Source organism: Proteus appendicitidis, assembly GCF_030271835.1.
Classification (GTDB): domain Bacteria; phylum Pseudomonadota; class Gammaproteobacteria; order Enterobacterales; family Enterobacteriaceae; genus Proteus; species Proteus appendicitidis.
The window spans coordinates 2,996,023-3,016,802 of sequence record NZ_CP127389.1; the positions used below are offsets into that span (position 1 = coordinate 2,996,023).

The following is a 20,780-nucleotide window of genomic DNA, read 5'->3' on the forward strand; positions in this document are numbered from 1 at the left end:
ATGTGGCAATTTGGTCACACACATCGCCACTCTGTTATTGCTCTCTTTTTGCTGACAGGCTTTTTGCCTGTCACGCAAGCCAGTGAAGAGACAACGGAAGCCTTTTTACAAGAGCAAATGAGATTAGGAACATCCACAGAAAATGAAGCTTTAGTGGCTCAGTCATTGCATCGTTTAGCGTTAATTAAACCCAATGATCCTAATATCTTGTTAATGCAAATTCAGTTTGCTGTAAAACAGAAGAACAATGCAAAAGCACAACAGTTATTTACCCAATTAGGTACTCAATTTCCACAATCAGAGCAATATCAACGGGCAATAAAAACCTTATCACTGACAACAGATGTTAATCGGCAAAAATTACAGCTAGCCCAGCTTTACCGTACTGCTGGGCGCTATGATGATGCATTAAATTTATACGATGAAATTTATCGCGGAATGCCTCCAGATGAGACGTTAGCGCTAGAATATCTCCAAGTGCTTATGCACTCTTCTCATGATGATAAGATAGATAGACTTAATTATATTTATCACCAATATCCTCAGAATACGAAAATAGCAAGCCTCTATCAGCAACAATCCACAATAAAATCAGCCGTTACAACAAGCACAACCCATGCCGCTTCCACGGCAAAACCTAAAACAGACGTGGCCTCATTGCCTATTGCGACATTAAAACAAAAAGTACAGCAACAACCTGATAATGCTGATGTTGTAGGTGCTTTGGGTGTCCGTTATTCTCGTGCCAATCAACGTGGTGCAGCTATTTTTTATCTGTCACAAGCGTTAAAATTATCACCCAATCATGATAATAGTGGTCAGTGGCGAGCGATGTTGCAGGCCAACCAATATTGGCATCTCCTTTCAAAAGGTGATGAAGCACTATTAAAGCAAGATTATGAATTAGCTGAACGTTATTTTAACCAACTCAATAAGTTAAGCCCTTATGAAAGCGAGCCTTATATTGGTCTAGGTAACATTGCGGTTGCACAACGCCAATTAGATCTTGCTGAAAGCTATTATTTGCAAGCCTTAAAATATCAACCCAATCATGCTGCGGCTTTACATAGCCTCGCAAAACTTTATCGCCAACAGTCACATGATAAAGCGCAACAATTTATTAATGGTTTAACGCCAAGACAATATAAAAATTTGGCAGAAGATTATAGCTATATTATCTCAGGTATAAGACAAGATTTAGCCGCGGATGATGAGCATAAAGAGCAATACCTTAGTGCGATTGAAAAACGTAAGGCAATTGCTAAAAATTATCCTAATGATGTTTGGAATATTTATCGCCTTACTGATGATTTATTAATTACCCAGCAAGACTCTGTCGCTGAAGCGTATTTTAATCAGCTTAATCGTCGTCTTCCTAATGATCCGTCTCGCCTTTATGCTTATGCGTTATATCTCAATAAAACAGGGCGAGAAACTCAAGCACTTGATACGCTAAAAACGATCCCCTTATCTCAACGCAGTGAGAGCATGAAAGCGTTATATAGCCGATTGCGTTTTGGTGAAATAGTCGCACATGCAGAGTCTCTACGCGCAAAAGGACAAGAACAACAGGCTGTTGATTATCTTTTTGCTCATATTCCGCCAGAGCAAAAAATTCAAACTTATTTGCTATTAGCTAACTGGGCTACAGAACGAAATAATCTCGATCAAGCCTTAAGTTATTACCATACTGCATTGAATTTAGAACCCAATAATGAAACTGCATTATTAGGTGCGATGGATATCGCCTTAGAACAAGGGGAAAAGATACAGGCAAAATACTACCTTGCCAAAATAGAAACGCTTTCTCCCAACCAATTTAATAGCAACGCGATTAGGCGCGTCGCCAATGCAGAAAAAGAGGTAGGTAATACAGAGAAAGCACAACACTATTTTGCTTATTTAGCACAACAAATTGAAGCAGAGCCAGACAGTGCTGATCCTTTAGTATTACGTGATATTGCTCGTTTTCAGCGCGATGAGCAACATAGTCAGCAAGCTCACTATTATTATCAACAAGCGATGATCAAGGACGGAATAACAGATAAGCTACCAAAAGATAATATTGAATACACCACATTAATGCGTAATGACGAAAAAGATAATTGGCTATCTCGCAGTTTACGCGCTGATGCTGACGCGCTTTATCGTCAACAAGAGTGGCGATTTACGCTTGAGCATGATTATTGGGGGTCAAGTGGTAGCGAAGGTTACTCAAAACTACGCGCTCATACCACCATGTTACAGCTTGATCACCCTGTTTATGATGGGCGTTTTTTCTGGCGTGCAGACTTAGTTAATCTTAATAGTGGCAAACTGGGTACATCACCTTATGATTCGAAATTTGGGACTTGTTACCGCACGGGGTGTTTCCCCCTAGAGCAAAAATCCTTTGGTGTTAGCCCTGCAATTGGCTGGGAAAATGGTCAATGGCAATGGGATCTTGGTACTACACCGTTAGGTTTTGAAGTGACTGATTGGGTCGGTAAAATCGCCTATAGTTATGATCTTTTTAATGTGGGCTGGACACTTGATATTCACCGTCGCCCTGTTAATAGTTCTATGCTTGCTTTTGGTGGTCAACGAGATATTTGGACTAACCATACATGGGGCGGTGTAAGAAGAAGCGGTATTCGTTTAAGCGCAAGCTATGACTTAGGCGGAAAGGAGGGTTATTGGGGCGAGGTTTCTGTCGATAAACTCACGGGTAAAAACGTCGAAGATAATAGCAGTGTCCGAGGTATGGGAGGCTATTATTATAAACTTATCAATGAGAACAACCGCCGTGTTTCTGTCGGCTTAAGTACGATGCTTTGGCATTATGATAAAGACTTAAGCGGATATACTTTAGGTCAAGGTGGTTATTATAGCCCTCAAAAATATGTCTCTTTAGGGCTACCGATTAATTATCGCGAACGTACTGAAAATTGGTCTTGGGAATTGTCAGGCTCTGTATCTTGGTCTTACTCCCAAACGGATGACAGAAAGCGTTATCCTTTACAAAATCTCGTTTCTCTCGATAAATTTAATCGCTATATGAATGAACTTAGCCCTGAAGATCGAGAAGAAATGATGAGACTTTATTATCAAGAGCGTGATGCTGTTGATGAAGGAGACTCCAGTAATGGTTTTGGCTATACCGCAAGAGCATTAGTTGAGCATCGTATTACCCCCCATTGGTTTATTGGTGCGGCTATCGATATTCAACAAGCAAAAAACTATACCCCAAGCCATGCGTTAATGTATCTACGTTATTCCTTTGATGGTTGGAATGGTGATTTAGATTTACCACCAAACCCTCTAATTCCTTATGCAGACTTTAAATAACGTTCAATGCATTAAAAACACAAACGGGAAGCACTGGCTTCCCGTTTAACGTTTTCGCTAAAATGTAGAGTGTAAATTGCCATTATTGCGTTTTACGAAAAAGCCCTACAAGTAACCAACCTACAATCATGGCAAGGACAAATAAAATACCTTGATAGAACCCTGCACCGACTAATACCAAACCAGGACCGGGGCAAATTCCCGCTAATCCCCAGCCAAGACCAAATAACGCACTGCCTAACACTAAGGGTTTATCAATCACTTTATTGGTCGGGATATTTAAAGGGCATGCTAATACACTTAGTTGTCTACGGCGTGTTAATTGGTAACCTATCACACTGACAACCAGCCCTGCTCCCATGATTATCAATAAAGAAGGGTCCCAATTTCCGGTGATATCCAGAAAAGCTAGAATTTTTTGCGGATTGCTCATTCCACCAACAATCAATCCTGCACTGAATAGAAGACCACAAAGAAAAGCAACAAACTTAGTCATTTTCTTAGCCTCCTATCACATGGCGCTGAATATAAACGGTAATAAATGCCGTTGCCATAAATACCAACACAGCAACAATAGAACGACGCGATAATCGTGCTAATCCGCAAATACCATGACCACTTGTGCAACCACTGCCTAAACGTGTGCCTGCTCCCACCAGCACTCCGGCAATAATTAACATCCAAGGTGATGTTTCAATCACTGGCGATAAGGGTTTATCAAAAAAATAAAACAGTGTAGGTGCGATTAGCATGCCAAGTAAAAATGCCCAACGCCAACCATTTCCCTGCTGTTTTGTTGATAAAACGCTCCCCAAAATACCACTTATTCCTGCAATACGACCATTAAATAACAATAAAATGGCGGCCGCAGCGCCTATCATAAGCCCACCAATTGCCGCACTTAAAGGCGTAAAGTGAACCCAATCTATATTCATAAATTAACCTGCTATAGGGCAATAAAGCTGATAAAGCGTATTGAGCAGTACAAGAACTTTTTCATCAGCAATAGAATAAAAGATACGTTTTCCATCACGACGAGTATTCACTAACCCTTCATTGCGTAAAACGGTTAGCTGTTGAGAAAGTGTCGGCTGACGAATACCTAAACTCTCCTCTAATTCACTCACACTTTTTTCGCCCTGACTTAGCTGACACAATAATAAGAGGCGATCGCCATTTCCTAGCGTCTTAAGCATGCTAGAGGCTTCATTAGCCGCCAATTTCATTGCATCTAATAAATCAGGTTGAACTCGTTGTGTCATGGTAAACTCCATAATCAATATACTTTTTAATAATATGTTAATTTATATATTGTGCAAGTTTTCTTTTTATTGCGTGTTTGTATAAGGCGCTATATGCTCTGTAACATGAAAACGGTAAGAGTCCCCATCGCCTTAGTGCAAAGCGTTATGCGAACACTGCGTGAAAAATTGCAGCAGGCTAATCTTTATCTTAATACAAATTACCCAGAACCTACTCTACATTATAATCAGAGAGGAACTATTGCAGGCAGTGCCTATTATGCAAATTGGGAAATCCGTATTAATCCTACATTATTGATTGAAAATAAACAGAATTTTATTGAAGAAGTTATTCCTCATGAATTAGCGCATTTATTAGTTAATCGCCATTTTGGGCGTGTAGCACCTCATGGAAAAGAGTGGAAATGGATGATGGAAACCGTATTACAAGTTTCAGCTAAACGAACTCATCATTTTGATGTCAGCGCAGTTAAAGCTAAAACCTTTCCTTATGCTTGCCATTGTAAAGAAGAACATCACCTAACAATTCGCCGTCATAACAAAGTATTACGCGGAGAGACACAATACCGTTGCCGCCATTGTCAGGCTATTTTGCAATTTATCAAAAATAAATAAACACAGGAAAAATAAAGCCGATATGTTGATTAATTCGTATCGGCTTTATCTTGAGAATGAATATGTAGGATTGTCTTAAGCAAACTCGCTCATCACATGAGATGCGATTTCAAAGTAAATAATAAGACCTGTACCATCAATTAACGTTGCAATAAATGGTGCTGAAACAACCGCAGGATCAATACTTAAACGCTTTAATACCATTGGAATAACAGATGAGACAATTGCACTCCAAACTGTGATTGAAATAAGCGTTAAGCCAACCACAATCATCACTTCCATACCCACACCTAAGAACCAAGCACGCACAAAACCGGCAATACCCATAGTCAGTGCAACCATTATGGATGTGGTTATCTCTTTTCTTAATACAGACCAAACATTACGTAAGCTCACTTCCCCTAATGCCATCGCACGTACTAATGTTGAGGTGATCTGTGTACCACTATTTCCGCCAGTACCAATCAGCAATGGAATAAAGAAGGCTAATGAAATTGCTGCTTCTAGTCTGTCTTCAAAAGCATGTAATACAGTGCTGGTATACGCTTCTGCCACAAACAGCATCAACAACCACACAACACGTTTACGCCATAAGGTTACTGGGCTGGTTTCTAAATAAGGCTGCTCTAAAGGTGACGTTGCCCCCTGCATTTGTGCATCGAGTGTATTTTCATCTTCAATTAATTCAGCAATATCTTGAGGACGTAAAACACCGACTAATTTTCCAAAATGCATCACTGGTACACTGTCTAAACCGCTATGGCTAATCAGTTGATACACATCATGTCGATTCTGTTCTGGTGAGACAGAGAAAAAAGTTTGACGCATAACATCAGACACAAACAGATCATTAGCCGCGGTTAATAATGATTTAACGGGCAAAATGCCATTGAGATAATTATCTTTATCCACCACATATAAATAGGTTGGAATTAATTCATCTTTTAAATCATTAACCAATTGAGCTTTCACATTTTCAACAGAATCAGCGACAGAAACTGCAATATAAGACTGGCTCATATAAGCACTAACGGTTGCATCATCTTTTAAACGATTATATTGGTCTTGAGTTGAGTTATTTTGCGGTGTGTTTAAGGATGCATCTGCAACTAATACAGCATCCATTTTGTTTTGAGTATTGAATTTCATTTTGTGGTTCCCTATTACTGTTTGTGTTTAGCAAATCAGTTCTCCATAGGGGCGAAACCAGAAGCGAGAATGCAAAAGCTATCTACACGTCTCGGTTTTAGCACTATACAACGTATCCGATGAATACTGGAAGTTACATGGGGATATACCTTCGGTCGATATATCCTGTCCTAATCTTGGGCGTCTCTCGACGTCGTCAGATCAGTAACCTGTGTTTGTATAGGAGCCTCGCCTAACGAGATACTGCACTTTTCTTGCGAATGCGGCGCGCATTATAACCACTCACAATATAATGAAAAGCATGATAACGATTTTGTTTAAGTTCTATTGAAAAATAACTCCAAGCATTCATCACACAATTAAAATTTGTAATTACATTCAAAACCAATATATAAAAAGAAATGAAATTCCCTACGAAAGCTAAAATCGTATAGTAAAAGATAATCTGTTTATTAATTGTTTATTTGAATGCTAATTTTTGTACTCTTATTTCTTCTGCTTGTAAAAATATATCTTTTACTGTTTTACCATCTAATGATTGGCACATTTTACGAGTGATAATATCCGCATTTTTATGACGACCAGCGATAACTAAATCATTAAAATTAATATCATTAAGGATCGCTAATTCTATTGCTTCATCAAAACGTGATTGTTCATCAAGGGGAAGTGAGTTGCGCATTTCAACAATAGAGATACGTAGCGACTCTACATTAGAGCCATCAAGGGTTTGTTGAGGTTTTTCACAGCCAGATAACATGACACTAAATAAACAAATAACTAACAATTTTTTCATATATCCCCCCTTACCCAGTCGATAGTTTAAATAATAGCAGAATGTTTATAAGGAAACTCCCCACTAACTAAAATATATTTTTAGTTAATCATCATTTCCAATATTTTTATTATTCTGAATAAATAAAACCCTTCTTTAATTTAAAATAAAGGGAAGCATTTTCCAGATTATTCAGTTTTTTAATGGGAAGAATAGACATAAAAAACCCTGCTAATAAATTAACAGGGTAAAAAAGACAGGAAAATAGAAGGAAATACTGACTAAAAAGAGGTTAAGCTAACTCAACATCTCCTTTTAAACGACAGCTACATGCTAAAACATAACCTTGAGCTATCTCTTCAGGCGTTAATGTACTGGTGCTACTGACATCATAATCACCACTCACAATGCGAGTTTTACAGCTACCACAAACTCCCGCTCGGCAAGCCGCAAAGACAGGAACTTTATTTTCTTCCATAGCTGATAATAAAGTCACGCCAACAGGGACTTTAATTTGTGATAATGGGTGACGAATAGTCATGGTTAATTGTTCGTTTTCATCAACACAAACAGGCTCATCCCCAAAACGTTCCATAAAGATATTCTCAGCAGGCACACCAAGATTTCTTGCAAAACGTCCAGTGTCTTCCATATAACTATTCGGGCCACAGCACATAACTGTACGACTCGCAATATCAGGTACTAATGCAGCTAATTTTTCTTGAGAAATGCGACCGCTAAATAACCCTTTATTATCAGGTAGTTTAGACATCATGATAAAATTAAGATTGTATGGATATGCATTTGCTAATTCGATCCATTCTTTCTCAAAAATAAACTGGCTTTGCTCACGAATATTAAAAATAACCGTGATGTCTGCTCTAGGTTGATTATTTAACAACCAACGAGTCATCGACATAACAGGTGTCACACCACAACCTGCTGCCAACATTAAATAGCGCGCACCTTCTTTACCAGCACAAGTAAATTCACCCTGAGCATCAGATAACCAAAGATAATCACCCGGTTTTACTTGTGATGTTAACCAACCAGAACCCACACCTTTTTCTAAACGGCGAACGGTTAAAGTGATAAATGGACTTAATCCCGGAGAAGATGAAATGGTGTAAGCACGCAGTGTTTCATCACTATTATTGATACTCACCAGTGCAAACTGACCCGGTTTATAAGAATAAAAGTCATGATTAATTAAATTTAGCGTCCACACTTCAGGTGTTTCCTGATTAATAGAGTGAACTTGCATACGATTAGGACAAAGAGAAGTAGGCATCGTCATGGATATTGATCCTTCACCGAAGCCCGCAGGCTTCGGTAATGATAATGAATTTAAAACATTAAGCAGAAAGAATATCTTTAAGATCTTGTTCTGGTGTAGTAATAGAGCGCATACCAAATTTCTCATTTAGTACCGCCAGCAGATTGTCAGTTAAGAACGCAGGTGCTGTAGGACCGGTATAAATGTTTTTCACGCCTAATGAAAGCAGAGTCAATAAGATAACAATCGCTTTTTGCTCAAACCAAGAGAGAATTAAAGACAGTGGTAAGTCATTCACACCACAACCTAATTTTTCAGCAAGGTTAACGGCTAGCATAATCGCTGAGTAAGCATCGTTACACTGACCCACATCAAGTAAGCGTGGTAAGCCTTCTAAAGTACCGAAATCCAGTTTATTGAAACGGTATTTACCACACGCCAAGGTCATAATTAAACAGTCTTGTGGAATTTCTCTTGCAAGATCGGTGTAGTAACTGCGTTCACCACGGCTACCATCACAACCACCCACTAAGAAAACATGACGTAATTTTTTCTGTGAAACTAAATCAATCACAGTATCAGCGGCATTTAATAGTGTTTCTCGACCGAAACCAACTGTAATTAAATGCTCAATTTCATTGTATGGGAAACCTTCTAATGATTGTGCTTGTTCAATCATTTCAGAGAAGTCATCACCAGTAATATGTTTTACACCCGGCCAGCCGACAATACTGCGAGTCCAAATACGGTCACCGTAATTACCAACATTAGGATCGATAATACAGTTTGACGTCATTAATACAGGTCCTGGGAATTTTGCAAACTCAATTTGCTGATTCTGCCAACCGCTTCCGTAGTTACCCACTAAATGTTTATATTTTTTAAGTTCTGGATAACCATGAGCAGGTAACATTTCACCATGAGTATAAATGTTAATTCCTTTGCCTTCAGTTTGTTCAAGTAGCATTTGCAGATCTTTTAGGTCATGACCTGAAATTAAAATCGCTTTACCTGCAACAGGACGCACATTAACAGTAACCGGTGTGGGGTTGCCGTAAGCTTGAGTTTCGCCTTTATCAAGAATAGCCATAATGCGGAAGTTCATTTGACCAATGCCCATCGCATTTTCTAACAACTCATTCATATCAGAAGGATCAGTACCTAACCATGCCATATAATGGTGATATTCTGCATAAATTTCATTGTCATACTGACCTAAAACATGCGCGTGCTCCATATAAGCCGCCGCCCCTTTTAAGCCATACAGGCACAGCATACGTAATCCATGAAGATCATCACCGATTTGCGCTTTATCTGCATTTAAAGCAAAAAGCTGAGCTTGTTTTTGTAAGCTGTCTAAATCGTTACCCGCTAATTGAATTTCAGCTCTTGGATTAGTGACTTGAATTGCTGCATTTTTCGCTAAAGTACGAGATTTCAAACTTTCGCGGAAATAGATAGCTTCTTTCGCATAACCAACAATGCGATCAGAATCAAAGTTGACATTAGTTAACGTAGAGAAAAAAGCACGAGGAGCAAAGCTATCTACATCATGATCAATAATACCAACGCTACGCGCGGCTAAAGCCCACGCGGAAAGCCCTTCTAATACCGCAACGAGTAAATCTTGAAGATCAGAAGTTTCTGCTGTTTTACCACACATACCTTGCGCATAGGCACAACCATTACCTACAGGCGTTTTCATTGTTTGTTCACATTGCACACAATACATATCGTATTCCTTCTAATAAAAGATAACGCTTTATTTTTATAAGTTGCATTCCATATGCAACATAAGAATACGCCATTTTTATAAGAGCGAAAGTGCAACATTGAACAATTTAAATGTTGTTTGATCTAACGCAATTTCTAGCAAATCTTTTAATATCCCTTTTTTTATCCTTTGATTTCGCTTAAGCCGCAAAAATTTTTTCTAAAAAAGAGAGTTTTATTGCATTACATCGATGATGACTAAATAAGAAGGAATATTTAAGGATTATTGATGGTTGTTTTTTGTTTAATCATATAAAGACTGAGAGATGAAACGATTAAATTCATCAATTTTTGTTAAGTCAGTAATATTCATTACTATTTTTTATAGTTAATATCACCTATTGCATCAATAGCTAATCAAATTATTTCAATTGATATATGTTATTAGCACGAGTATTACGAAATGAAACTATACATTTGAAAGGTGCTCCCCCCTACATTGGAGATTAAAAATGATTAAACTAAATAATGTTCCATCAGAATTTCGCCCTCTAGAAAGCTACAAAATGTTAATTGGAGGAGAATGGGTATCTAGCACATCACAAAAAACGACCAAAACCTATAGCCCAGCTACTGGTGAATTATTAAGTGAGTACCAATCGGGTAGTGCGGAAGATGTTGAACGCGCAGTGAGCGCTGCACGTAATGCATTCAAAACATGGAGTAAAACGTCACCAGCTGAGCGTCAAGCCCTCTTATTAAAAATCGCAGATCGCTTAGAGCAAGAACAAGAACGCTTTGCTTGGATTGAATCACTCGATAACGGTAAACCACTCAATGAGTCGAAAAACATAGATTTACCTGCCTCTATTGACCATTTTCGATATTTTGCAGGCGTGATACGCTCTCATACCGATGAAAGTGCCGTCCTAGACGAAAATACCATTAGCCTTGTTATTCGCGAACCTATTGGTGTTGTGGGTCAAATTATTCCATGGAACTTCCCATTATTAATGGCAGCATGGAAATTAGCACCCGCGATTGCGGCTGGTGATACAGTAGTTATTAATCCAGCAACACTGACTTCCCTTTCATTATTAGAGCTAGGTCGTATTTTAAATGAAATATTACCAGCGGGTGTGATTAATATTGTTACGGGACGCGGATCTGTTGTAGGACAAGCTATTTTAGAGCACGAAGATATTGATAAACTTGCTTTTACAGGTTCAACCAATGTGGGTTATACCGTAGCAGAAGCAGCCGCGAAAAAAATGGTTCCAGCAACATTGGAATTAGGCGGTAAATCAGCCAATATCGTGTTCCCTGATGCAAATATGAAAAAAGCAGTCAAATATTCAGCATTAGCAATTTTGATGAACCAAGGACAAGCTTGTGAATCAGGTTCACGTTTGTTCTTACATAAAGATATTCATGATGAATTTTTGAAAGCATTAAAAACTGAATTTGAGAGTATTCGTGTCGGTGACCCACTTGATCCGAATACGCAAATGGGTACACAAGTTAGTCAAGATCAAATGGATACCATCTTAGGCTATGTTGAACTCGCTAAAAAAGAAGGTGCAACAGTATTAACAGGTGGTGAACGTATCACTGGTGAAGGTTATGATGATGGTTTCTTTGTTCGCCCTACTATCATTATCAATGCCACAAACCAAATGCGTGTTGCCCGTGAAGAAATTTTTGGACCTGTATTGTGTGTTATTCCATTCGATAATGAAGATGAAGTGATCGAAATGGCGAATGACTCTGAATATGGTCTTGGTGGTGGTGTTTGGACTCAAGATATTAACCGTGCTTTACGTGTTGCAAAAGCAGTAAGAACCGGTCGTATGTGGGTTAACACTTATCACGAACTCCCAGCTCACGCTCCATTTGGGGGTTACAAGAAATCAGGTTTAGGACGTGAAACACATAAAATGATGTTAGATGCTTATAGCCAAGTAAAAAATATCTTCATCAGTATGAAAGAATAAGATTTTCTCTCTTTTCTAAATTCTTATAAATATAATATCTATACTCATCTCTTCGCCTTCTCCCCAGAAGGCTTTTTATTATCTATCATTTCTCACACCTCAAGTTATTACCATAAAAAAACCGCATCCTTATCACGATAAAGCATGCGGTTTTATGTTGTGTTATTAGCCAATAAGTAAGAACGAGTTACTCTGCTTCGGCTTCTTTTTTGCTCACTGAGTGAGTTTCTTTATCTAATTCAATATTATCAGCGTTAACATCTTTTATATGATCTCGTGTTAAGCGATAAACAACAGGGCTTAATAAAGCTAGTGCAATTAAGTTAGGGATCGCCATCATTGCATTGAGTGTATCGGCCAATAACCACACAAATTCTAATGATTGTGTTGCCCCAACCGGTAACGCAATCAGCCAAGCAATACGAAATGGCATAATAGCTTTAGGTCCAAACAGGTATTGCACACATTTTTCACCGTAAAAACTCCAGCCTAAAATCGTGGTAAATGCAAAAATAGCTAATGCAATTGCCACAATATAGTTACCCCCGGGAATAGCGACAGAGAATGATGCAGCGGTTAATGTTGCGCCACTTTGCCCTGTTAACCATTGCCCTGTGATAACAATAGTTAATCCTGTAACAGAGCAGACAATGATGGTATCAATAAAAGTTCCCAACATCGCAATTAAACCTTGGCGAACAGGATTTTGTGTTTTTGCCGTCGCATGGGCTATAGGCGCACTACCCAATCCCGCTTCATTGGAGAAAACACCACGCGCAACACCAAAACGGATCGCAGCCCAAACAGCAGCACCAGCAAAACCACCTTGCGCAGCAACGGGTGTAAATGCAGATTTAACAATAAGGATAATCGCATCAGGGATAGCCGTTACATTCAGCGCTAAAACAACAACACCTGCACCAAAATAGCCAACGGTCATAATAGGAACTAATTTACCGGCAACATCAGCAATACGCTTAATGCCGCCAATGAGTACAGCACCGACTAAAACAACCAACACAATAGCGGTGATTGTCGTCGAAACACCAAAGTTACTTTCTAGTACATCAGCTACAGAGTTTGCTTGTACTGTATTACCAATACCAAAACCCGCGAAACTACCAAAAATAGCAAAAACAGTACCTAACCAAACCCAATTTTTACCTAAGCCATTTTTGATGTAATACATGGGTCCACCGACATAGTTTCCATATTTATCAACTTCACGGAAACGTACAGCAAGCACCGCTTCTGAATATTTGGTTGCCATTCCCACTAATGCGGTCATCCACATCCAGAACAATGCACCGGGTCCTCCTAAGACGACAGCCGTTGCAACACCCGCAATATTACCGGTTCCGATAGTGGCAGATAGTGCAGTCATTAACGCATTGAAGGGTGATATCTGACCTTCGCCTCTTTGATCATTTTTTTCAAATAAAAGCTTAAACCCTGTACCTAATTTCCTAATAGGTAAAAAACCAAGTCGAAACTGCATAAAAAGACCGATACCGAGAATACCGACAAGCATCGGAACTCCCCATACCACGCCATTTATAGCGCTTAATATATTTGTGATGAAATCCATAATTTACCCTTTCTTGTCTCAATGTTATTCAAATGTGTATTTTTTGTTATCAATTACACTAAAGATGAAAAAGGGAAAATATGCTAGAAAAAAAACGACGAATTTTAAAATTGACTGAGTTATGTGAGAAATATCACTTCATTATTAAATTAAGCTATCATTAGGTTCATCGTTACAATACTTCAATCAAAGTTATGCATAATCATAAATCAGCACAAAACATCCAAAATGAACGACGTTTTAATCTGTTCAGAAAAGCGCAAGAAACCAACCTTGCACCACTAAAAATCCTACTACTATCCGCTATAGTCGGCTCTCTAGCTGGATTAGTGGGTGTTTTATTTGAAAAAAGTGTTAGTTGGGTGATTCATTTTCGACAAGAAGAACTTATTAAAATCTTTACTAACCCTTATATTCTAGCGATCACCACATTACTTTTTTCCTCTATTCTGGCAATGCTGGGATATTATTTAGTCAAAAAATTCTCACCCGAGTCGGGGGGATCTGGAATACCTGAAATTGAAGGTGCCATGATAGATATTCGCCCTGTTCGTTGGTGGCGAGTATTACCCGTAAAATTTATTGCCAGTATTGGCACTTTAGGCTCTGGTATGGTGTTAGGGCGAGAAGGCCCCACGGTTCAATTGGGCGCCAATATAGGTCAGCTCGTAAATGATATTTCTCGAGTAAAAGATAAAGAGTCACGCCATACTCTATTAGCTACAGGAGCCGCAGCAGGCTTAACCGCTGCTTTTAATGCACCTCTGGCGGGTATTTTATTTATTATTGAGGAGATGCGACCTCAATTTAAATACAGTCTTATTTCAATTAAAGCCGTCTTTATTGGCGTTATTATGTCTTGCATTGTTTTTCGCCTATTTAATGGTGAAGGCGGTATTATTCATATTGGTAAATTTTCATCCGCACCGCTCAATACGCTCTGGCTATATTTAGTGTTGGGTATGTTATTTGGTATTATTGGCGTTATATTCAGTAAATTACTGTTCTATGTCCAAACTCAATTTCAGCATTTCTATCAAGATAAAACATCACGCTTTGTTTTAGCTGGTGGCATCATCGGTGGGCTTTGTGGCTTATTAGCATTAATTATTCCTGAAATAACTGGCGGTGGATTTAGTATTATTCCTGCGCTTAGCACAGGACAATATTCTCTGATTGCGCTACTACTTTTCTTTGTTTTACGAACCATCACATCCATTATCAGTTTTGCCTCTGGTGCTCCTGGCGGTATATTTGCCCCCACTCTAGCACTAGGTACTCTATTTGGTAGTGCATTCGGATTAACTGCAACCTTACTTTTCCCTGATTATCAAATTCAAATTGGTACATTTGCTATTGCGGGAATGGGCGCTTTATTTGCGGCAACGGTAAGAGCGCCTCTAACAGGGATCGTCCTCGTATTAGAAATGACCGATAATTATCAACTTATCCTGCCGATGATTATTACCTGTTTAGGTGCAACGATGTTGGCACAGCTATTAGGTGGTCGCCCAATTTATACAGTTTTATTAGAACGCATATTACAAAAGTCTGAAGAAAAGGAACCAACAGACCAAGCCCTCGATATTAAGGGTGATAAATCACCACAACAATAAAACTCACTTAAACAGATAAAAAAATACCCCAATTATTTGGGGTATTTAAAAAAGGGAGGATAGTTCTTAACTATTTTTTGCGTGCGATTAAAGTAGCAAAATTTAAGGCGATACGATTGCCATTTGCATCTGTTTTATGTAGATGCCCTGGGTTCTCATTATATTTAATAATTTCCCAGTCTTTATAATAATCAGCTAATTCGTTTGGATGTAAAAAGGTTTTAAATGGAATTTCAGCAGGATCACTATTTGGCGTTTCAACAGGGCAAACAATCACATTAATACCGTTAGGGTTGGTACATTCCTGCATATTTTTAATAATACTTTCAATACGTTCCCGTTGGCAGAACATCAATACAACGGTTGAAATAATGATATCGTATTTTTCAGTCAGTGAAGCTTTATTAATATCATATAAACCACTTTTTACCGCTAATCCTGTTTTGGCTTTAACTGTTTCAATGGCATCAATATGTGAAGCGTTAATATCTAACGCTGTCACATCATAACCTTGAGACGCTAAATAGAAACTATTTCGACCACGACCAGCACCTAAATCTAACACCTTACAAGACTGAGTAAACGTTGCCATATAGCGTACTTCAGAATGCGGTAATGATAAGTCGTTTTCTTTAAATAACTTATCTTCTGGGGCGCATAAAAAAGAGAGCTGACAACGTACATCATCACTTGCTTTATCTATTTTATGCCACTGTTGAGGTTGAATTAAAGGTGGCTGCTCCTCTGTATTACACTCAACTGAAATTTGTGAACCATCATCATTAAAAACAACAAATGTCATATTACCTTGTAGTATCCGCATTTGGGCATAAGTGCCTTCCTTTGTATTGTGGCGTTCTAAGAACGCCAAAGGAATGGATGTACGAGTCCACTCTGGCATTTTTTTATAACTTACAAGTTCCATAATTCAACCTCGCTTAAGATGTATTTTAAATACATCTTATGGCAATCATTATCATTCGTAAAGAAGGTTTTATCAAAACTATGATTTTAAATATTTGTTTAAAAGCAAATCAGTCACATCTGAAGAGGAAATAGATTCACCACATAAAACTTTCATCATAATTTCTTTGCCTAACGATGCTAAAGAAAGCAACATATCTGGACGTAACCGACTTATTTTATCTCTGTTTTCATCTTGATTAATGATAGTGATCAGCTTGGCATCAACATCAGAGCATTCTTGGATAGTCAGCAAAATAAAGGTATTTTCTGCATCACTTTCAGATAAAGTCACAACCCAACTCGCTTTCGCAATATTGGCAGATAGCAATGTTTTAAGATTAGTTGGATCACCTTCAATAATATTGGCTTGCGTATCATAAGAGGCTTTGCTTTTATCGGCACAAATCGCAATAACGGCTTTACCTTGTTCTCTTAACCCTTTTTCTAATTGAGAAGCTAATGCCGATGAACCAATAATAATAAAATGATTATGCATTTTAGCGATCCTTTTCTTAACAATATCGCGAGTACCGCGCGCAAGAAATCCCATGACATACACAATGGAAGTAGTAAAAACGGTTATTCCCAAGATAACAACAGTGAGAGTAAAAATACGTGCATTCGTGCTAATTGGTACAATATCGCCAAATCCTAGTGTCGTCATGCAGACAATAGAAAAATAGAATGCATCCATCAACGTCGTAATATGTGGCTTAAATTCATCACCAATATAAAGACTTCCCAGCATTGAGAATAACAGCAAAGAAAGGATACAGATAAAAGCCACAAAGCCAGCACTAGTTAAACTATGATGCGGAAATGCACGCCAACTGATCAACAACCCAATAGCTAAAATAAAAGAAAAATAGGATTGAAAGTCCATTTGCTGATAAACAGCGATATCAAGAAAAACAATGGTGGCTAATAAAATCAAAGAGACACACCACGCAATTCTAGCGCCAAGATACATAAATATTGAAAGCAAAATTAATGCACAAGCTAACATCACTTTAGGTATATCGAGGAGCTTTAATACACCCAATGATTTAAGCCATGCAGAAAAGCCATGAATTTCCCAATCCAGATAAACACCGCGGGACAACAAAATGGAGTAAATGATAAAAATACCATTTAAGATAAGTAATAAAGACATCATTTTTCTTGTCACTTTAGATGTCTCTATCACATTTAGTATTGCGGATAATTTCATATTAGATATTGTAAATACTCAGTTAGTTATTTAAAGGAATATTATCTAATCCTTGAAATTTAAAAGGTTCTGCAGGTTTAAAATGACTAGTAGCATTAGCTGAATAGATTATCGACTGCTCTTCACCTAATGATAATGTCATCACTTTTCCACTCTCTTTTGAAAAATCAATTTCCTTTAAATTAACCCAAAAAGTATTCGGCGATAATGCTGATTCGAAAAAATATAATTGGTTTTTATGATCAGCTACGGTTCTCCAGCGTGTGGATGAAATTTCGGGTGATTCCACCGTACTTAACCCATAAGGTACAGATACATTTCTGATCACGCCAAATACGCTAGCGAGAGATTTTTGACTTGATTGAGTTTTAGGAATGGCATTCACATAAAAAGAAGCTCGGGCAAAACGATCTGAAGCACGATTCGTCCCCGGTAACATCACGGTTCCGCCGATTTGTTGCCAATAACTATTCAGCGCTAATTGTTCTGAAAAAATAGGCGAATTCGTCATCACTTGATACTCTTTGCTGTGATGAATCACTTGCTTACCATTTATATATTCAATAATGGCGCTATCTCCCGTTGCATCTGAAAGTGAAAGATGCAATGTTGCCATTCTATCTTGTCCGGGCACTTTATCCGTCAATACAATAAAAGGCTCACTGTCTAATGCATTCACAGCTTCTTCGACTGAAGCAAAATTATCTAACACATACTGCGCCCATGCAGAAATTGAAATCGCCGGTTTTTCCTTGGTATATGCGGGATAATCAGATTCTGCCAGCCACAATAAATTAGCCACTAAACCTTTTTCATTCATACCGTCTGTCGTAGAAATATCATAACCAGATGCAATCACACTTCCATATTTAGATGTCCATTTTATCGAGTTATCACCAGCTTCTCCTGAACGTTGCATCCCTTGTGGAAATATCCATAAATTTGTTCCTATGTCATATTTCCAGTCCATTGAACGAGCCGTAATAATTTGGTTATTGTCGCCTAAATAAACAAGCCGAGTACATGCATCAACACTTGTAATACCTACTGTAAAAAAGCCAGCTATAAGTAGAGTACCCAAAAAAGTATGACGTAGTTTTTTCATTATTAACTCTTTCCTGTTAAATAAATGGATGGCTTCTTTATTATGAGCTTGCTTTTCTCTTACTTAAAATCGATAAAGCCTCAAATAAACATTAGCCCTATTAAAAATAGAATTAGTGTTTAAGTATAGGATCATTCAGCATAATTGTGCATAAAAAAACCGATACGCTAAGGTATCGGTTTATAAATCATCTAGGTAATAAGAGGCTTTATTGCCTTATAAAAAGCATTTAATTACGCTTTTTTTACGCCTTCAACAGAGATAATTAACTCTGCTTCTTGTGATTTTGGCCCTAAGTCTGATTTAAAATTAAACTCTTTCAGATTCACTTTACCTGTTGCTTCAAAACCAGCACGGTAACCTTTCCAAGGATCAGTACCTTCACCAATTAATTTTGCATTTAATGAAACAGGTTTAGTCACACCATTTAATGTTAAATCACCTGTAACTACATAGTTTTCGCCATCACGAGTCACTTGGGTTGAGACAAATCGAGCTTCAGGATATTTACTTGCATTAAAGAAATCAGCGCTACGTAAATGCTTATCACGTTCTGCGTGATTAGTGTCTAAGCTACCTGTTTTAATCACGACATCGACTTTATCTTTTGATGGTTCTTCTTTATCGTAACTAAATGTACCATCAAAATCTTTAAAAGTGCCGTATAACCAGCTATAGCCTAAATGTTGGATACGAAACTGTACAAATGCGTGCTGACCTTGTTTATCAATAGCATAATCTGCTGCTAAAGCAGTACTTGCATTAAATAACAACGCACCTGCTGTTAAACCTAATAAAGCTTTCTTAAACATTGTTATCTCCATAATTTCATTTTATAAGTTTAATTATTTAGTCCGCATTCCTAGCATGCGTTTTAACGTGACATCTTTATCAATAAAGTGATGTTTTAAAGCACCAGCAGCATGTAATAGCGATAACAAAACTACTGTCCAAGCTAAATAAAGATGAATATCACCAGCTAAATCCGCTTGTTCGGCTTCCCCTGTAAAAATGGCAGGCACAGAAAACCAATCAAATACAGATATAGCTTGTCCATCAGCGGTCGAAATTAAATAACCACTAATCAGAATAGAAAATAAGATTAAATATAAAAGCATATGTGCAATATGAGCACTAATACGTGTCAGTTTACTGTAGCTTGATAAAGCTTTAGGTGGTGGAGAAATCCAACGCCATATCACACGCACTATCAAAATAATAAATAAAAGAATACCAATACTCTTATGTATTTCAGGTGCAGAATGATACCAGCTATCATAATACCCTAACGTCACCATCCACAGCCCTAAAGCAAACATACCATAGACAGTAAGCGCCACCCCCCAGTGTAAAAGGAGTGACAAGTGCCCATAGCGAGACGCATTATTTCGCCATTGCATAATAAAAACCCAATAGTTTCTAATTCATTAAAATAATGTTATCTAGTTTAGTGTATTGAGAATAAATTGTTAGCCCATAGTTCAACAAATAATTTGCTTATCATTATCAATAATAATCAATAAGTCATAAGCTCTTATTAGTCACTCTGTTGATTGTCTAATCAATGACATTGTTGGATCAGTTTTTTTTCAAAATAAGGTCAAAATAAGATAGGTATATTGGCAGGTGTTTATATACATAATAAAAAGTATAAAAAGGAAATAATAAGCAAAATAAGATCAATACAACAATTGTCTAACTATAAAAACAATTGTATCCTTTACTTATCCTAAATTAGAACTAATTAAGCAAAATACAATAATAATTAGAGGAACCGTAAAAAAAACGGATAACCAGCGCATTTCGCGAACAACACCAAAAATAATCCCAATAATACAAACAAAAAATATAATAGGCATCATTTCTGAGTAATGATCATGACAATAGTGCATTAATAAATTAATCCACGAGTGATCGTTTTGCATATAAAAATTTCAACCAATAAAAATAAATTTTAATTAAGATAGTGATAAATTACTATCATTAACAAATAAAACAAGCATCGTATTATAAATATCAAGCATCGCGCACAAAGATATTAAAATACTTAACATTTCAAATAGAGACAATATTGATAATTAAAAATAACAATCTAAGTTAAATTTTCAATAATATAATTCAGTCAAGGTCAAATAAAATAAAAGAATTAAAATGAATTTAGTATTATTATTAATATCACCTTAG

The 20,780-nt window shown here is 37.5% G+C and carries 17 protein-coding genes and 1 riboswitch; of the genes, 4 read left to right on the top strand and 13 right to left on the bottom strand.

Going from position 1 to position 20,780, the window contains the following annotated elements; translation table 11 throughout:
• Positions 1-3,327: a cellulose synthase complex outer membrane protein BcsC gene (gene bcsC / locus QQS39_RS13985; protein ID WP_285804741.1), complete on the top strand. Its 3,327-nt coding sequence runs from the start codon at positions 1-3 to the stop codon at positions 3,325-3,327.
• Between the two features lie 82 nt (positions 3,328-3,409).
• On the opposite strand, the gene QQS39_RS13990 is transcribed toward bcsC, so the two are convergent.
• From QQS39_RS13990 to QQS39_RS14000, 3 genes are read right to left on the bottom strand one after another with little or no spacing between them, the layout of a single operon-like run.
• Entirely contained in the window at positions 3,410-3,823 is a 414-nt protein-coding gene (locus QQS39_RS13990) for a DUF6691 family protein (protein WP_285804742.1), read from the bottom strand.
• Positions 3,824-3,827: 4 nt separating this feature from the next.
• Complete coding sequence (locus tag QQS39_RS13995; RefSeq protein ID WP_151435775.1) at positions 3,828-4,262, bottom strand: YeeE/YedE family protein; 435 nt, start codon at positions 4,260-4,262, stop codon at positions 3,828-3,830.
• Between the two features lie 3 nt (positions 4,263-4,265).
• A complete protein-coding gene (locus QQS39_RS14000) occupies positions 4,266-4,589 on the bottom strand; it encodes an ArsR/SmtB family transcription factor (RefSeq protein WP_036912417.1) in 324 nt (107 codons plus the stop codon).
• 105 nt (positions 4,590-4,694) lie between these two features.
• Between QQS39_RS14000 and QQS39_RS14005 the strand changes: the two genes are divergently transcribed.
• Positions 4,695-5,204 carry a SprT family zinc-dependent metalloprotease gene (locus tag QQS39_RS14005; RefSeq protein WP_151435777.1) on the top strand — a complete coding sequence of 170 codons (510 nt, stop codon included), beginning with the start codon at positions 4,695-4,697 and terminating at the stop codon, positions 5,202-5,204.
• 75 nt (positions 5,205-5,279) lie between these two features.
• Here QQS39_RS14005 and mgtE read toward each other — a convergent pair whose 3' ends face one another.
• The 4 genes from mgtE to hcp form a co-directional block, all read right to left on the bottom strand.
• A complete protein-coding gene (mgtE, locus tag QQS39_RS14010; protein ID WP_151435778.1) occupies positions 5,280-6,353 on the bottom strand; it encodes a magnesium transporter in 1,074 nt (357 codons plus the stop codon).
• 75 nt (positions 6,354-6,428) lie between these two features.
• Positions 6,429-6,600: riboswitch (M-box (ykoK) riboswitch) on the bottom strand.
• A 213-nt stretch (positions 6,601-6,813) separates the two neighbouring features.
• Positions 6,814-7,149 (bottom strand): DUF6694 family lipoprotein, encoded by a 336-nt coding sequence (locus QQS39_RS14015; RefSeq protein ID WP_151435779.1) that lies wholly within the window; start codon positions 7,147-7,149, stop codon positions 6,814-6,816.
• A gap of 271 nt (positions 7,150-7,420) precedes the next feature.
• Complete coding sequence (gene hcr, locus QQS39_RS14020) at positions 7,421-8,425, bottom strand: NADH oxidoreductase (RefSeq protein ID WP_285804743.1); 1,005 nt, start codon at positions 8,423-8,425, stop codon at positions 7,421-7,423.
• Positions 8,426-8,483: 58 nt separating this feature from the next.
• Entirely contained in the window at positions 8,484-10,136 is a 1,653-nt protein-coding gene (gene hcp / locus QQS39_RS14025) for a hydroxylamine reductase (protein ID WP_151435781.1), read from the bottom strand.
• A 493-nt stretch (positions 10,137-10,629) separates the two neighbouring features.
• Between hcp and QQS39_RS14030 the strand changes: the two genes are divergently transcribed.
• Positions 10,630-12,111 (top strand): aldehyde dehydrogenase family protein, encoded by a 1,482-nt coding sequence (locus QQS39_RS14030; RefSeq protein WP_098942157.1) that lies wholly within the window; start codon positions 10,630-10,632, stop codon positions 12,109-12,111.
• Positions 12,112-12,298: 187 nt separating this feature from the next.
• Here the strand turns inward: QQS39_RS14030 and QQS39_RS14035 are convergent, their stop codons facing one another.
• On the bottom strand, positions 12,299-13,699 hold the full coding sequence (locus tag QQS39_RS14035; RefSeq protein ID WP_196570243.1) for an alanine/glycine:cation symporter family protein: 1,401 nt from the start codon (positions 13,697-13,699) through the stop codon (positions 12,299-12,301).
• 194 nt (positions 13,700-13,893) lie between these two features.
• On the opposite strand from QQS39_RS14035, the gene clcA reads away from it, so the two are divergent.
• A complete protein-coding gene (gene clcA / locus QQS39_RS14040) occupies positions 13,894-15,315 on the top strand; it encodes a H(+)/Cl(-) exchange transporter ClcA (RefSeq protein ID WP_285804744.1) in 1,422 nt (473 codons plus the stop codon).
• A 70-nt stretch (positions 15,316-15,385) separates the two neighbouring features.
• On the opposite strand, the gene tehB is transcribed toward clcA, so the two are convergent.
• The 5 genes from tehB to QQS39_RS14065 form a co-directional block, all read right to left on the bottom strand.
• Positions 15,386-16,240, bottom strand: a complete 855-nt coding sequence (gene tehB, locus QQS39_RS14045) for an SAM-dependent methyltransferase TehB (protein WP_285804745.1) — start codon at positions 16,238-16,240, stop codon at positions 15,386-15,388.
• A 78-nt stretch (positions 16,241-16,318) separates the two neighbouring features.
• Entirely contained in the window at positions 16,319-17,434 is a 1,116-nt protein-coding gene (locus tag QQS39_RS14050; RefSeq protein WP_265576080.1) for an NAD-binding protein, read from the bottom strand.
• A gap of 79 nt (positions 17,435-17,513) precedes the next feature.
• On the bottom strand, positions 17,514-18,599 hold the full coding sequence (locus QQS39_RS14055; RefSeq protein WP_285805901.1) for a linear amide C-N hydrolase: 1,086 nt from the start codon (positions 18,597-18,599) through the stop codon (positions 17,514-17,516).
• A gap of 230 nt (positions 18,600-18,829) precedes the next feature.
• Entirely contained in the window at positions 18,830-19,408 is a 579-nt protein-coding gene (locus QQS39_RS14060) for a YceI family protein (RefSeq protein ID WP_285804746.1), read from the bottom strand.
• A 33-nt stretch (positions 19,409-19,441) separates the two neighbouring features.
• Entirely contained in the window at positions 19,442-19,996 is a 555-nt protein-coding gene (locus QQS39_RS14065) for a cytochrome b (RefSeq protein WP_151435786.1), read from the bottom strand.
• Positions 19,997-20,780: the final 784 nt, after the last annotated feature.

What these genes read in the sequence shown, in the direction of transcription:
- bcsC (WP_285804741.1), top strand. Translation starts at nt 1, where the DNA reads ATGTGGCAATTTGGTCACACACATCGCCACTCTGTTATTGCTCTCTTT.
- QQS39_RS13990 (WP_285804742.1), bottom strand. Translation starts at nt 3,823, where the DNA reads ATGACTAAGTTTGTTGCTTTTCTTTGTGGTCTTCTATTCAGTGCAGGA.
- QQS39_RS13995 (WP_151435775.1), bottom strand. Translation starts at nt 4,262, where the DNA reads ATGAATATAGATTGGGTTCACTTTACGCCTTTAAGTGCGGCAATTGGT.
- QQS39_RS14000 (WP_036912417.1), bottom strand. Translation starts at nt 4,589, where the DNA reads ATGACACAACGAGTTCAACCTGATTTATTAGATGCAATGAAATTGGCG.
- QQS39_RS14005 (WP_151435777.1), top strand. Translation starts at nt 4,695, where the DNA reads ATGAAAACGGTAAGAGTCCCCATCGCCTTAGTGCAAAGCGTTATGCGA.
- mgtE (WP_151435778.1), bottom strand. Translation starts at nt 6,353, where the DNA reads ATGAAATTCAATACTCAAAACAAAATGGATGCTGTATTAGTTGCAGAT.
- QQS39_RS14015 (WP_151435779.1), bottom strand. Translation starts at nt 7,149, where the DNA reads ATGAAAAAATTGTTAGTTATTTGTTTATTTAGTGTCATGTTATCTGGC.
- hcr (WP_285804743.1), bottom strand. Translation starts at nt 8,425, where the DNA reads ATGACGATGCCTACTTCTCTTTGTCCTAATCGTATGCAAGTTCACTCT.
- hcp (WP_151435781.1), bottom strand. Translation starts at nt 10,136, where the DNA reads ATGTATTGTGTGCAATGTGAACAAACAATGAAAACGCCTGTAGGTAAT.
- QQS39_RS14030 (WP_098942157.1), top strand. Translation starts at nt 10,630, where the DNA reads ATGATTAAACTAAATAATGTTCCATCAGAATTTCGCCCTCTAGAAAGC.
- QQS39_RS14035 (WP_196570243.1), bottom strand. Translation starts at nt 13,699, where the DNA reads ATGGATTTCATCACAAATATATTAAGCGCTATAAATGGCGTGGTATGG.
- clcA (WP_285804744.1), top strand. Translation starts at nt 13,894, where the DNA reads ATGCATAATCATAAATCAGCACAAAACATCCAAAATGAACGACGTTTT.
- tehB (WP_285804745.1), bottom strand. Translation starts at nt 16,240, where the DNA reads ATGGAACTTGTAAGTTATAAAAAAATGCCAGAGTGGACTCGTACATCC.
- QQS39_RS14050 (WP_265576080.1), bottom strand. Translation starts at nt 17,434, where the DNA reads ATGTCTTTATTACTTATCTTAAATGGTATTTTTATCATTTACTCCATT.
- QQS39_RS14060 (WP_285804746.1), bottom strand. Translation starts at nt 19,408, where the DNA reads ATGTTTAAGAAAGCTTTATTAGGTTTAACAGCAGGTGCGTTGTTATTT.
- QQS39_RS14065 (WP_151435786.1), bottom strand. Translation starts at nt 19,996, where the DNA reads ATGCAATGGCGAAATAATGCGTCTCGCTATGGGCACTTGTCACTCCTT.